Raw genomic sequence first — 13,918 nt, 5'->3', positions numbered from 1 at the left:
GCTCTCGTTCTTTTAGGGGGCGAGAGCTTTTACTGTGCTGTGATATACTTGCGCCCTAATAAATTTTCTAAAGAAAGTGGGCGAGGTTATGGCGGTAATTGATATTTTTAACGGTGATGCCGATGGTTTATGTGCGCTGGTGCAGTTGCGAAATGCTGAGCCGCTAGAAAGCCGTCTGGTTACTGGCGTTAAGCGTGATATCGCCCTTGTTGGGCAGGCCGGGATTAAGTCGGGCGACAAAGTGACTGTGTTAGATATCTCGTTCGATAAAAACCGCGATGCAGTGGCGCAGGCTTTGAGCCAGGGTGCTGAAATTTTTTATGTTGACCATCACTTCGCCGGCGAGATTGAAGAGCATGAAGCGCTGACAACTATTATCAATCCTGCCGCTGATGTTTGTACGGCTATTTTGGTTAATCACTATTTACAGGGTCGCTTTGTCGAGTGGGCAATTACTGGTGCCTACGGCGATAATCTCAAGAACAGTGCCGAGATATTGGCCAGGCCTTTAAGTCTGTCGGCCGAGCAGTTGCAGCAGTTGAATAACCTTGGCGTTTATCTGAATTATAATGGCTACGGCTCTGACCTCGATGATTTACATTTTACCCCGTCGGCGCTATTTGAAAAAATCCGCCCATACGCCTCACCCTTTGATTTTATGGCTGCAGAGGTCGAAACTTTTCAGCGCTTAGAGCAGGGCTATCATCAAGATATGGCCAGCGCGGCGGCCATTGAACCTGAGTTTGTCAGCGATGTTGCCGGTATCTTTATTCTGCCCAATGAAAAGTGGGCGCGACGGGTTAGTGGTGTTTATAGCAACGACTTGGCGAATGCCAGCCCGGACCGCGCGCACGCTGTGCTAACAGAAAAAGCCAATGGAAATTATTTAGTCAGTGTCAGGGCGCCGCTCAATAACAAGACCGGTGCGGATGAAGTCGTCAGGCAGTTCCCCACCGGTGGCGGCCGCAAGGCAGCGGCGGGAATCAATGATCTGCCAGCCGAGCAATTGACTCAGTTTATTGCTACATTAACCGCATATTATTCGTAAAAGTATTGATTTCTATGGGATTTGAAGCTTGGACAACGCTTGTCGTTGTTGTTGTTACCTTTGCCTTTTTGGTGTTGTCGACATTGCCCGCCGATGTGATTCTAATCATGTCGGTGGCGGCATTGGTTGGATTTGATGTTATTGGCATCGAGTCAGCCCTGACAGGGTTGTCGAACGAGGGCATGGTAACCGTCGGAGTGCTTTATATTGTCGCCCGAGGGTTGTCGCAAAGTGGTGCGGTAAATTGGATGTCGCAATCGGTATTGGGGCGCCCCAAGAGTGTTAAGCGAGCCCAGCTACGGTTGATGCTGCCGGTGGCGGCGGTTAGCTCGGTGCTCAACAACACGCCTGTTGTGGCGATGATGGTGCCGGCGGTCGGCGACTGGGCGCGGCGCAATAATTTAGCGGTGTCGCAACTGATGATGCCGTTAAGCTTTGCGGCTATTGTTGGCGGTCTCTGCACCCTGGTTGGTACCAGTACCAATTTGGTATTGAACGACATGTTCAATAGTTATCAGGGTGACATTCGCCTGTCGTTGTTTGAGATCGCCTGGATCGGCGTGCCCTGTGTCATCTTGGTCGTTGTCTATATTTTGCTCTTCAGCAAGCGCTTCTTGCCCGATAGCGGGGGTGTCACGGCCAAACTGGAGGGTGGCCGAGAATATGTGGTCGAAATGGTGGTTGAGCGCTTTAGCCCGCTGGCCGGCTTAAATATCGAGCAGGCTGGGCTGCGCCATTTGCCGGGTTTATTCTTGATTGAGATTGTGCGTAATAACCGGGTTATGCCGGCTGTGGCCTCCTCTGAAATACTCTATGCCGATGATCGTTTGGTTTTTGCCGGTGATGTTGAGGCGGTGGTTGATCTGAAGAAAATCCACGGTCTGCGCAGTGCTGAAGAGCAAGTATTTAAGCTGGATAACGCCGATAATGAGCGCTGCCTGGTAGAGGTTGTTATTTCGCAGAATAACCCGCTGGTTGGCAAAACCATTCGTGATGGCCGCTTTCGGGCGACTTATCAAGCGGCGATTATTGCCATCTCACGAGAGGGTGAGAAGGTTAAAGGGCGGCTGGGTGATGTTGAGTTGCGTGCCGGCGATAATATTCTGCTCGAAACAGCCAATGACTTTGTTGATCAGTATGCCTACTCGAAGGACTTTCTGTTAGTCAGCAAGGTGGCCAACTCCGAACCGTTGCGCCACGGTAAACGCTGGTGGGCTATCTCTATCATGGTGGCAATGATTGTTGCGGTCAGTGGTTTTGGTGTCAGCATGTTGGGGGCAGCTGTTATCGCGGCGACGGCGATGGTAGTGACTGGCTGCTTGTCTGTGTTTGACGCCAGAAACAGCATTGATTTTCAGGTGCTGTTAGTGATTGCTGCCTCGATAGGCTTGGGCGCAGGGGTGCATGAAAGTGGCCTGGCTGCGGCTGTGGCCGCCTCGCTGTTTAATGTGGTTTCTGGCTCTACCTATCTGAGTTTGGCGGCTATTTTCCTGCTGACAGCGGGTTTCTCGGCGCTGATTTCCAATGTTGCCGCTGCGGTGTTGCTGTTTCCAGTCTCGATAGCCTTGAGTGAAAGCCTGGGAGTTAATATGACGCCATTTGTGATCACGCTGATGGTGGCGGCCTCTACTTGCTTTGCCACGCCAATTGGCTATCAAACCAATCTGATGGTGTACGGTCCGGGCGGGTATAAGTTTGTCGACTTTATGCGCATGGGTGGGCCGTTGACGCTGCTGGTTGGTATATTGACCGTGTGCTTGGTGCCATTAATTTGGCCGTTCTGATAGCGGCGAAAGATGCTTGTTGATTAACGCCTGCCTTTGCAGGCGTTTTTTTTGGCTGAGGCAAGTTGGTTTGCCGAGAATGAAAAATGACAGGCGAAAAAAAACCAGCCAAAAGGCTGGTTTTTAAATATGGCTCCGACTGCTGGGATCGAACCAGCGACCAATAGATTAACAGTCTACTGCTCTACCGCTGAGCTAAGTCGGAACGGCTTACCGCGTTGCGGTGTGCGGGGCGTATATTATGCAGAAGTGGCAAGTGGGTCAAGCCCTGATTCAAGAAAAAGCTATAAAAATAGTGTTTTTTATAATTCGCACTAATTCACATCAGTAGTGACAAATCTTAGGCGAAAAAAAACCAGCCAAAAGGCTGGTTTTTAAATATGGCTCCGACTGCTGGGATCGAACCAGCGACCAATAGATTAACAGTCTACTGCTCTACCGCTGAGCTAAGTCGGAACGGCTTACCGCGCTGCGGTGTGCGGGGCGTATATTATGCAGAAGCAGGGGGGCGGTCAACTGTTTTTTTAGGATTCGTTAAATTGTGTGTGAATTGGTTGTTTTGCCATCAATTTAGCCGCCAGTCAGTGGTATCATGGGTGATTGGATTGCAGTCTGTGCTGCAGCGCTAGTCAGTGTGATAGGTAGGGTGTCGATGTCGGGTCAGCAAAGCCAGCAAGAGAATAAAAAGTTAAAAGGGCGTCCCTTTAAAGTGGTTTCTGATTATCAGCCGGCGGGGGACCAGCCGAAGGCGATTGCTGAGCTGGTCGATGGCATCGAAAGTGGCTTGACGGCGCAGACCTTGCTGGGTGTGACGGGCTCGGGTAAAACGTTTACGGTGGCTAATGTCATCGAAAAGATTCAGCGGCCGACTATTGTCATGGTGCATAATAAGACACTGGCGGCGCAGTTATACGGTGAGTTTAAAGACTTCTTCCCCAATAATGCCGTCGAGTACTTTGTCTCCTATTACGATTATTATCAGCCTGAGGCCTATGTTCCCTCGTCCGATACCTTTATCGAAAAAGATGCGGCAGTTAATGAGCATATCGAGCAGATGCGCTTGTCGGCAACCAAGGCGTTATTAGAGCGTCAGGATGTGATTGTTGTGGCGACCGTCTCGGCGATTTATGGTCTGGGTGATCCGAAGTCCTTTCTTGGCATGGTGATGCACCTTGATCGTGGCGACTTAATCGATCAGCGTGAGTTGCTCCGGCGACTGGCGGAATTGCAGTATACCCGCAATGATATGGATTTCCGGCGAGCGACCTATCGCGTGCGTGGCGATGTCATCGATATTTATCCCGCCGATTCAGAGATGGAGGCGGTAAGGGTTGAGCTGTTTGATGAGGAGATCGAGAAGTTATCATTATTTGATCCGCTCACCGGAGAGGTATTAAAGAAGCTGCCACGGGTGACCATTTTTCCTAAGAGTCACTATGTGACCCCACGGGATAAATTGCTCAAGGCTACTGATTATATTGAAGAAGAGTTGATTGGCCGGCTACAGCAGCTGCGAGAGAACAATAAGTTGGTTGAGGCGCAGCGTTTAGAGCAGCGCACCAAATATGACTTGGAGATGATTCGTGAGCTGGGTTATTGCAACGGCATTGAAAACTACTCCCGCTATTTGTCGGGGCGAGGTAACGGAGAGGCGCCACCAACCCTTTATGACTATTTACCTGAGAACGCCCTGGTCGTCATCGATGAGTCGCATGTATCGATTCCGCAGATAGGGGCGATGTATAAGGGCGACCGCTCCCGCAAAGAGACGCTGGTTGAATTTGGCTTCCGTCTGCCATCGGCACTGGATAACAGGCCGATGCGTTTTGAGGAATGGGAGTCGAAGGTGCCGCAGGCGATTTATGTCTCGGCGACACCGGCTAAGTATGAGGAGGCCCATACCCAGGCGGTGGTTGAGCAGTTGGTGCGGCCAACGGGCTTGTTGGATCCGGTAATTGAGGTGCGCTCGGCACAGACTCAGGTAGATGATTTGCTGTCGGAGATCCATCAGCGTGTAGCGAAGCAAGAGCGAGTATTGGTCACGACGCTGACCAAGCGGATGGCCGAAGATTTAACGGATTATTATGATGAGCACGGCGTCCGCGTGCGTTATATGCACTCGGATATCGACACCGTCGAGCGGGTTGAAATCATTCGTGATCTTCGCCTCGGTGAGTTTGATGTGCTGGTCGGTATTAACCTGCTGAGGGAGGGTTTGGATATGCCCGAGGTGTCGTTGGTGGGAATACTCGATGCGGATAAGGAGGGTTTTTTACGCTCTGATCGCGCGCTTATTCAGATTATTGGTCGTGCCGCCCGTAACCTCAACGGCAAGGCGATACTCTACGCCGACAAAATAACTGGCTCGATGGATCGAGCAATGAAAGAAACCGAGCGACGCCGACAGGCGCAGGAATTATTTAACAAAGAGCATAATATCACTCCGACGGGGCTTAATAAGTCGGTGAAAGATATTCTAGAGGCGGGGCAGGCGCCAGGCAAGGGGGGTAAGCGACGTGGCAAGGACGGTAAGCGAGCCGAAGTGGGTAGTGCGATAGAGCCAACGCAGATGACGCCGCAGCAGTTGAACAAGGCCATTGCCGCAATGGAAGAAAAAATGATGCAGCATGCTCGTGACCTGGAGTTTGAAGAGGCTGCCTCGTTGCGAGATGAACTGCAAAAACTAAGGGCGAAAGCGTTTATTCGATAAGCTAAAAAACTCGATAAATACCTGTTGACACTAAGGGCAGTCTCTATATAATGCCCACCAACTTCAGCGCATAGCAGAAGTGTTTTACGACCGTAGCTCAGTTGGTTAGAGCACCACCTTGACATGGTGGGGGTCGGTGGTTCGAATCCACTCGGTCGTACCAATTCAAAAGCCTCGATATCTCACGATGTCGGGGTTTTTTTGTTTTAATTGTCAGCCTCTGGGCAGTCTGTGGCTATGCTATAGATAGTTGACTGTCCCATGTCCTCTTCAATATAGATGGTTGTTGGATCTTCAGTTGAAGTCGCTTATAATCCCCGCTCTTTATTTTATCTGCTCCCTTCTTAAGCTTGGGTGAGCACTACATTTTTTGTCCAAGTGGCCTCTAGTATGGGTCACCACTGACCAAGGAAAAATCATGCCTATTATTACTCTTCCCGATGGTTCTCAGCGTTCCTTTGACGCCCCTTTAACTGTGCTTGAGGTTGCTGCCGATATTGGTGCGGGCCTGGCGAAAGCGACGCTGGCTGGCCGCGTTAACGATGTGCTGGTTGACGCTTCATTTGTTATCGAATCTGATTCGACCTTGGCGATTATTACCGATCGCGACGAAGAGGGTGTCGAGGCAATTCGTCACTCAACAGCCCACTTATTGGCGATGGCAACCCAGGAAATATTCCCCGGTGCGCAGGTGACTATCGGTCCCGTTATCGACGACGGTTTCTTTTATGATTTCGCCTTCGAACGCCCCTTTACGCCGGAAGATCTTGAGAAAATCGAGGTGCGGATGTCTGAACTGGCCAAGCAAAACCTGGCCATCGAACGCGTTGTGATGTCTCGCGAACAAGCGATCGAGACCTTTACCGAGATGGGCGAAGAGTACAAGGTTCATATTATTAATGAGCTGCCTGAAGGTGAGGAGATCTCTGTTTATAAACAGGGCAACTGGATGGACCTTTGTCGCGGCCCGCACGTACCAAGCACGGGTAAGCTGCAGGTGTTTAAGTTGACCAAGGTGGCCGGTGCCTACTGGCGTGGCGATTCAAATAACGAGATGTTGCAGCGTATTTACGGCACGGCCTGGGCTAATAAGAAGCAGCTTAAGCAGTATGTCCGTCGTATTGAAGAGGCTGAGAAGCGTGATCACCGTAAAATCGGCAAGAAGCTGGATCTCTTCCATATGCAGGAAGAGGCGCCGGGCATGGTCTTTTGGCATCCCAAGGGTTGGAGTGTCTATAACACCATCGAAAGCTATATGCGGGTGCAGCAGCGCCAGAACGGTTACCAGGAGATAAAAACGCCCCAGCTGGTAGACCTCAGCTTGTGGGAGCGCTCGGGTCATGCCGATAAGTTCAGCGATGATATGTTTATGTTGAACAGTGATGAGCGTCAGTTTGCTGTTAAGCCAATGAACTGCCCCTGCCATGTGCAAGTCTTTAATCAGGGTTTGCGCTCATACCGTGATCTGCCCTTGCGTTTGGCTGAGTTTGGTTCCTGTCACCGTAACGAGCCCTCCGGTTCGCTGCACGGCATTATGCGCGTGCGTGGCTTCACCCAGGATGATGCGCATATCTTCTGTACAGAGGAGCAGATCCAACCAGAGGTGTCCGATTTCATCGACTTCCTGCACGATGTTTATAAAGACTTCGGTTTTGATGAGGTGATTTATCGTCTATCAACCCGCCCAGAGAATCGTGTGGGTTCGGATGAGGATTGGGATGCCGCCGAGAAGGCCTTGGCCGATGCGCTGGACAACAAAGGTCTGCCTTGGCAGGAGTTGCCGGGCGAGGGTGCGTTCTATGGTCCCAAGATTGAATTCTCACTAAAAGATTGTATCGGCCGTATTTGGCAATTGGGTACGGTTCAGGTCGATTTCTCGATGCCGGGTCGCTTAGATGCAAAATATGTCGGTGTTGATGATCAGCGCAAGGCGCCGGTGATGTTACACCGTGCCATTTTGGGTTCGTTTGAGCGCTTCATCGGTATTCTGATCGAGCACTACGAGGGTGTTTTCCCAACGTGGCTAGCGCCAGAGCAGGTGTCAATACTGAATATTACCGACTCTCAGAGCGAATATTGCAGCAAATTAGCAGAAAAATTAAATAAATTAGGATTTAGAGCCCAAGCGGACTTGAGAAATGAGAAGATCGGCTTTAAAATTCGCCAGCACACAATTCAGAAGGTTCCTTATCAGCTAGTCATTGGTGATAAAGAGCTTGAATCTCAGACCGTGGCTGTTCGAGCGCGAGGTGGTGAAGACCTCGGTGTAATGAGCGTTGATGACTTTATTGCTCATCTGCAAGCTGATGTAGCTCGTCGTGGCCGTGTTTCTATGGAGAAAAACGATTAAAAGAGATAACGCAAAGGGCGATAAGCGCCCTAAGATAAACGGTTCCATTAAGGCCGACCAAGTCATGTTGATCGGCGCGGAAGGCGAAAAGCTTGGCGTAATGTCAATCCGTGAAGCGTTAGCTGCTGCAGAAGAAGCCAGCTTAGACCTCGTTCAAATGAGCGATAATGAGCCAGCCGTCTGCAAATTGCAGGATTACGGTAAAGAATACTTTGAGAAGAAGAAGCGTGCCAAAGAAGCCAAGCGCAAGCAGGTACGTACGACGATCAAAGAAATGAAGTTCCGTCCTGGTACTGATATCGGTGACTACAACATTAAGTTGAAGGCATTGACGAAGTTCTTGGAACATGGGGATAAGGTCAAGGTAACACTACGTTTCCGTGGCCGCGAGATGGCTCACCAGCAATTAGGTATGGATTTACTTAAACGCATTGAGACAGATCTTGCCGAACTTGGTGGTGTTGAGCAGTTTCCGAAAATGGAAGGCCGCCAACTCACTATGGTGATAGCACCCCGCAAAAAGAAGTAAATGCTTAACCGACGGGCCTGGGCTTAAGGCTGCCTAGGACCGAAGGGTGTTTACACTTGATATTAACCACTCAAACTGGAGTAAGAAATGCCTAAGTTAAAAGCACACAGCGGTGCTGCAAAGCGCTTTAAAAAGACGGGTTCTGGCTACAAGCGTAAAAGCGCTCATAAGAGTCACATCCTAACCAAAATGACCACCAAGCGTAAGCGTCAGCTTCGCGGTTGTAGCATGGTTCACAAGTCCGATATGGTTCTTGTCAACAGAATGCTACGTAATATCTAATTCGCTCTTTAATAGAGATCGACTGATTAATCATTTTAAGTTAAGGAGTGCATTATGCCTCGCGTAAAACGTGGTGTTACCGCCCATCGTCGTCACAAGAAAATTCTTAAGCAAGCTAAAGGCTACTACGGAGCACGTTCACGTGTATTCCGCGTTGCTAAGCAAGCAGTTATCAAAGCCGGTCAATATGCCTATCGTGACCGTCGTCAGCGCAAGCGTCAGTTCCGCGCACTGTGGATTACCCGTATCAATGCGGCTTCACGTGCTAACGGCCTGAACTACAGCCGATTGATTGCTGGTCTTAAGAAGGCTGATATCGCATTGGACCGTCGTGTTCTTGCCGATATCGCTGTCTATGACAAAGCGGCTTTCAGTGCAATCGTAGCTGCAGCTAAAGCTGCACTATAAGCTGGTTGCTCCCAATGTTATTGGGGGCTAACAGCGTTTGTACAGCCGGCCGCCAGCGGTCGGCCGAAATGGGGAAAGGGTTTCGGCTCTCTCCCCATTTTTGCGTTATACCTTGTGGTAAAACAGCGGTGTTGAAGAGTACCCCACCGGCTGACAATATTTACCACTGTAATAAATACGAATTAGGATAATGCTCGGCAATTATTGGCCGGGCGTTAATTGAGTTCTCCCCGACAGTTGGAGTGATAGATGGAAAACCTTAATGCCATTTGCGAAGCCGCAATCTCGGCGATTGAAAATGCCGAAGATAGCCAAACACTGGAACAGGTTCGCGTTCAATACTTTGGTAAGAAAGGTGAGATCAACCTGCTGCGCAAGACTCTTGGCAAGCTGTCGGCACAAGAGCGCCCCGCTGCCGGTGCGTTGATTAATGAGGCCAGCCAGAAAGTGCAGGCCCTGTTGAATGATAAAAAATCAGCGCTGGAGACTGCAGCCGTCAATGCTAAATTGGCCGCGGAGACCATCGATGTATCGCTGCCAGGTCGCGGTCAGGCTGTCGGTGGCTTGCACCCGGTTACTCGCACCATCGAGCGTATCGAGGGCTTTTTTGCCGCCGTCGGTTTCGATGTGGTTGAGGGGCCAGAAATTGAAGATGATTACCATAACTTCGAAGCGCTAAACATTCCCGCCCATCACCCGGCACGTGCCATGCACGATACTTTTTATATTGGTGAATCAACGGTATTAAGAACCCATACCTCACCGGTACAGGCGCGGGTGATGGAATCGACAGAGCCGCCAATTCGTATCGTCTGTCCGGGTCGTGTTTATCGCTGTGATTCGGATTTAACGCATACCCCGATGTTCCATCAGGTAGAGGGTTTGGTCGTGACCGAAAACACCAGCTTTGCTGAACTCAAGGGTATTGTTGAGCAGTTTCTACAGGTGTTTTTCGAGCAAGATAACCTCGGTGTTCGCTTCCGTCCATCCTACTTCCCGTTCACCGAGCCGTCGGCAGAAGTCGATATCGAGTGTGTGATGTGTAGCGGTAAAGGCTGTCGGGTCTGCTCGCACACCGGTTGGTTAGAGGTCATGGGCTGCGGCATGGTTCACCCCCAGGTCTTCGAAAAATCCGGTATCGACACCGAAAAATACAGCGGTTACGCCTTCGGTATGGGCGTGGAGCGATTGGCAATGTTGCGTTATGGCGTTAATGATTTACGCCTGTTCTTTGAAAACGATTTACGATTCCTCGGCCAATTTAATTAACCCGGTCAGTAAATCCCTTTAAAAGACATTAACGAATCAGACGGAATAGAAAATGAAATTAAGTGAACAGTGGTTACGTGAGTGGGTTAATCCAGCGGTTGCAACACAAGAGATGTGCGATCAGCTGACCATGGCCGGCCTTGAAATTGACGGCTTTGAAGCTGCTGCTGCTGCCTTCAGTGGCGTTGTTGTTGGCGAGATTGTTGGCTGTGAACAGCACCCAGACGCAGACAAACTGCGGGTCTGTCAGGTCAGTGATGGTGCCGAGCAGTTTCAGGTTGTCTGTGGTGCACCCAATGCTCGCGTCGGTATTAAGATTCCCTTTGCCAAGGTTAAGGCTGTATTGCCTGGCGATTTCAAGATTAAAAAAGCCAAGCTGCGGGGGGTAGAGTCCTTTGGTATGTTGTGCGCTGATGACGAGCTCGGCCTCAGTGACGTGAAGTCGCCGGGCATTTTCGAGCTGGCAGCCGATGCCCCTGTTGGCGCCGATCTTCGTGACTACCTAAAGCTTGATGATCAGATTATTGACGTTGATCTGACGCCCAACCGTGGTGACTGTTTCAGCATTATGGGTGTGGCACGTGAAGTGGGCGTGATTAATCAGGTGGCGGTAACGACGCCGGCTATTGATGATGTCGCCGCAACAATTGACGACACTGTTGATGTTGAATTAAACGCCATCGACGATTGTCCCCGCTATGCGGGTCGTGTCATCAAAGGTGTTGACCTCAGCCGTCCCAGCCCTTTGTGGATGCAAGAGAAGCTACGCCGTTCTGGTATTCGCAGCATCGATGCCGTCGTCGATGTGACCAACTATGTCTTGCTTGAGCTGGGTCAGCCCATGCATGCCTTCGATTTGAACAAGCTCAGCGGTGCCATCGACGTGCGTTTAAGCCGCGCCGATGAAAAACTGGTATTGCTCGACGATAGTGAGGTCACTCTTAAGCCTAATTCGTTGGTTATTGCCGACGGCAATGGTGCGCAGGCGCTGGCCGGAATCATGGGTGGCAAAGCCTCCTCGGTGACTGCTGAGACCACTGATATCTTCTTAGAGGCGGCTTTTTTCGACAATGTTAAGATTGCCGGTCGCGCCCGTTCTTACGGTTTGCATACTGAGTCATCACTGCGTTTTGAGCGCGGCGTCGATTATGCTGGTCAGAGTCGTGCTATTGAACGAGCCACCCAGCTATTACTGGAGATTGTCGGCGGCGAAGCCGGCCCGACCACGGTAATCAGCAGCGACGAGACGCTGCCTAAGGCGGCGATTATTGTGCTTCGTAAGGCGCGCATCTCACAGGTATTAGGCCTGGAGATGGGTGATGAGGAAGTCAGTGAAATCTTTGTCCGCCTTGGTTTCGACGTAACGACCACGGCCGAGGGCTGGTCAGTAGTGGCGCCAAGCTACCGTTTCGATATGGCAATAGAGGCCGATTTGCTGGAAGAGGTTGCCCGTATCTACGGTTATAACCGCCTGCCTGTGCGTACGCCTGCTGTTGCCCTGCCGCTGAAGGCCAAGCCAGAGCAAAAGCTGTCGGCGACGACAATCCGTCACCTGTTAGTGGATCACGGTTACCAGGAAGCGATTACCTATAGCTTTGTCGAGCCGTCGTTGTTGGCCAAGGTTGCCCCAGCTATTGACCCGGTTAAGCTGACCAATCCTATCTCTGCCGATATGAGTGTGATGCGCACAACACTGTTGGCAGGGCTGCTTTCCACAGCAGTACATAACCTGAACCGTCAGCAATCACGGGTTCGTCTGTTCGAAATTGGCCAGTGTTTCGTACCCCAGGTCGACGGTGATTTGAGGCAGGCGCGTAGCCTTGGTGGCTTGCTCACCGGTAGCCGCAGCCCCGAATCATGGTCTGGCGACAGTGAGGTCAGTGATTTCTACGACCTTAAAGGGGATTTGGAGGCGGTATTGTCGCTTGGCGGTCAGCTTTCTGATTACAGTTTCTCCCGTGGTGAGCACCCAGCATTGCATCCGGGTCAAACGGCGACCATCGAGTTAAACGGTCAAAGCATTGGCTTTATTGGTGCGCTACACCCCAGCCTGGCTAAAGACCTGGGTATCGACCAGCCAACCTATGTTTTTGAGGTTGAGCTTGACGTTATTCTTGCCGCAAATCTGCCATCTTTCAAAGAATTGTCTAAATTTCCGGAAGTTCGTCGAGATTTAGCTATTATTGTTGAGCAGGGTATTGAAAGTAGAGATATTCTGTCCGAGATGCATAAGCATGCGGGTGACAACCTAGTCGACCTTACTCTGTTTGATGTTTATCAGGGCAAAGGCGTTGAAACCAATCAGAAAAGTTTGGCAATTGGCTTGACCTTCCAGCATCCATCGCGCACTCTTAACGATGACGACATTAATGGCGTTATTGATCAAGTAGTTACCGCATTGGCTGAAAAGTTTGGCGCATCGTTAAGGTAAATGAATATGGCTGGAGCATTAACTAAAGCAGATATGGCTGAGAAGCTGTTCGATGACTTAGGCTTAAACAAGCGTGAGTCTAAAGATATTGTTGAGTTATTTTTCGAGGAGGTTCGTTTATCGTTAGAGGATAACGAGCAGGTCAAGCTCTCGGGCTTTGGCAACTTCGATCTTCGCGATAAAAGTGAACGCCCCGGTCGTAATCCTAAAACTGGTGAAGAGATTCCGATTACCGCACGTCGTGTAGTCACCTTTAAGCCGGGCCAAAAACTAAAGGCACGTGTTGAGACCTATAAAGGACCAGAAGTCAGCTAGACTTTTTCCTGAGATACCATGCAGGCGCTACTTTACCATCGGTGAAGCCAGTGACCTGTGTGATATTAAGCCTCATATTCTGCGTTACTGGGAACAGGAGTTCCCCCAGCTGAGCAACATTCAGCGTCGAGGCAACCGCCGTTACTACCAACAGCACGACATTGAAACCATTCGTACTATTTATCAGCTGCTCTATGAGCAAGGCTATACCATCAGTGGTGCCCGACAATGGCTAAGAGGGCATAAGAAGGCTGCGCAAAAGTCTGAAAAGACAGCCGGCGAGGATGCTTTTTCTAACAGTGAATTAATCGACGAATTAGAGTCTATTTTATCGATATTGGACGATAAATAACCACTGTTGTTTATGGTTGTTGGCGATGGTAAAAAAAATCCGTAAAACCCCCTTTAACGCTTTAAAATACTTCACAACAGGCCATTGCTGCGTTATAGTTGCCGCCACGTTTTGGTTGAGCCGATAAGCTCTAACAATACGTTATCGGGGTATAGCGCAGTCTGGTAGCGCACTACACTGGGGGTGTAGTGGTCGCAGGTTCAAATCCTGCTACTCCGACCAAATTAGGTTGTTAAATCAACCGCTTAGAAGCCCGCCTCATGGTGGGCTTTTTTGTGCCTGTGATTTGCCTGCAGATTGCCTGTTGCCGTTAATTTGGTATAGCGGGCACCGTATCTTTCGGCTTTTGCATAGTCTTTTAGGCGGGAAGCACGCCCAAGCTCTCTTGTCATACTTATCGCTGGCGGCTTCAAGGTCATCAATAGGGTCAGGTCTTTGAT

The 13,918-nt window shown here is 50.3% G+C and carries 11 protein-coding genes and 4 tRNA genes; 13 read left to right on the top strand and 2 right to left on the bottom strand.

Annotated features, from left to right (window positions below; all coding sequences use genetic code 11):
* Nucleotides 1-88 precede the first annotated feature (88 nt).
* Together L9P87_RS04215 and L9P87_RS04210 are read left to right on the top strand one after the other, a co-directional pair.
* The gene (locus L9P87_RS04215) at nt 89-1,048 is read left to right on the top strand and encodes a DHH family phosphoesterase (protein ID WP_237443422.1); all 960 of its coding nucleotides are present in this window, start codon (nt 89-91) and stop codon (nt 1,046-1,048) included.
* A gap of 14 nt (nt 1,049-1,062) precedes the next feature.
* A complete protein-coding gene (locus L9P87_RS04210) occupies nt 1,063-2,832 on the top strand; it encodes an SLC13 family permease (RefSeq protein ID WP_237443421.1) in 1,770 nt (589 codons plus the stop codon).
* Between the two features lie 130 nt (nt 2,833-2,962).
* On the opposite strand, the gene L9P87_RS04205 is transcribed toward L9P87_RS04210, so the two are convergent.
* Nucleotides 2,963-3,037 (bottom strand) — tRNA-Asn (locus L9P87_RS04205).
* Nucleotides 3,038-3,213: 176 nt separating this feature from the next.
* Nucleotides 3,214-3,288 (bottom strand) — tRNA-Asn (locus L9P87_RS04200).
* Between the two features lie 196 nt (nt 3,289-3,484).
* On the opposite strand from L9P87_RS04200, the gene uvrB reads away from it, so the two are divergent.
* From uvrB to L9P87_RS04145, 11 genes are all read left to right on the top strand, one after another.
* Nucleotides 3,485-5,542, top strand: coding sequence for an excinuclease ABC subunit UvrB (gene uvrB / locus L9P87_RS04195; RefSeq protein WP_237443420.1), 2,058 nt, complete (start codon nt 3,485-3,487; stop codon nt 5,540-5,542).
* A gap of 86 nt (nt 5,543-5,628) precedes the next feature.
* Nucleotides 5,629-5,705, top strand: a tRNA-Val gene (locus L9P87_RS04190).
* A gap of 255 nt (nt 5,706-5,960) precedes the next feature.
* Nucleotides 5,961-7,892, top strand: coding sequence for a threonine--tRNA ligase (gene thrS / locus L9P87_RS04185; protein WP_237443419.1), 1,932 nt, complete (start codon nt 5,961-5,963; stop codon nt 7,890-7,892).
* Nucleotides 7,861-8,421: a translation initiation factor IF-3 gene (infC, locus tag L9P87_RS04180; RefSeq protein WP_435531784.1), complete on the top strand. Its 561-nt coding sequence runs from the start codon at nt 7,861-7,863 to the stop codon at nt 8,419-8,421. The genes thrS and infC overlap by 32 nt, the downstream gene beginning before the upstream one ends.
* Nucleotides 8,422-8,508: 87 nt before the next feature.
* Nucleotides 8,509-8,703: a 50S ribosomal protein L35 gene (rpmI, locus tag L9P87_RS04175; RefSeq protein ID WP_237443418.1), complete on the top strand. Its 195-nt coding sequence runs from the start codon at nt 8,509-8,511 to the stop codon at nt 8,701-8,703.
* Nucleotides 8,704-8,757: 54 nt separating this feature from the next.
* A complete protein-coding gene (gene rplT, locus L9P87_RS04170; RefSeq protein ID WP_237443417.1) occupies nt 8,758-9,111 on the top strand; it encodes a 50S ribosomal protein L20 in 354 nt (117 codons plus the stop codon).
* A gap of 249 nt (nt 9,112-9,360) precedes the next feature.
* On the top strand, nt 9,361-10,380 hold the full coding sequence (gene pheS / locus L9P87_RS04165; RefSeq protein WP_237443416.1) for a phenylalanine--tRNA ligase subunit alpha: 1,020 nt from the start codon (nt 9,361-9,363) through the stop codon (nt 10,378-10,380).
* Nucleotides 10,381-10,432: 52 nt separating this feature from the next.
* Complete coding sequence (gene pheT, locus L9P87_RS04160) at nt 10,433-12,811, top strand: phenylalanine--tRNA ligase subunit beta (RefSeq protein WP_237443415.1); 2,379 nt, start codon at nt 10,433-10,435, stop codon at nt 12,809-12,811.
* A gap of 6 nt (nt 12,812-12,817) precedes the next feature.
* The gene (gene ihfA / locus L9P87_RS04155) at nt 12,818-13,126 is read left to right on the top strand and encodes an integration host factor subunit alpha (RefSeq protein ID WP_237443414.1); all 309 of its coding nucleotides are present in this window, start codon (nt 12,818-12,820) and stop codon (nt 13,124-13,126) included.
* Complete coding sequence (locus L9P87_RS04150) at nt 13,104-13,478, top strand: MerR family transcriptional regulator (protein WP_237444369.1); 375 nt, start codon at nt 13,104-13,106, stop codon at nt 13,476-13,478. The genes ihfA and L9P87_RS04150 overlap by 23 nt, the downstream gene beginning before the upstream one ends.
* A gap of 145 nt (nt 13,479-13,623) precedes the next feature.
* A tRNA-Pro gene (locus tag L9P87_RS04145) sits at nt 13,624-13,700 on the top strand.
* The last annotated feature ends 218 nt before the right edge of the window (nt 13,701-13,918 follow it).

The sequence above is a fragment of the Sinobacterium norvegicum genome, assembly GCF_923077115.1.
GTDB classification, from domain to species: Bacteria; Pseudomonadota; Gammaproteobacteria; order Pseudomonadales; family Sinobacteriaceae; genus Sinobacterium; species Sinobacterium norvegicum.
This window is presented reverse-complemented; position numbering and strand designations above follow the sequence as displayed.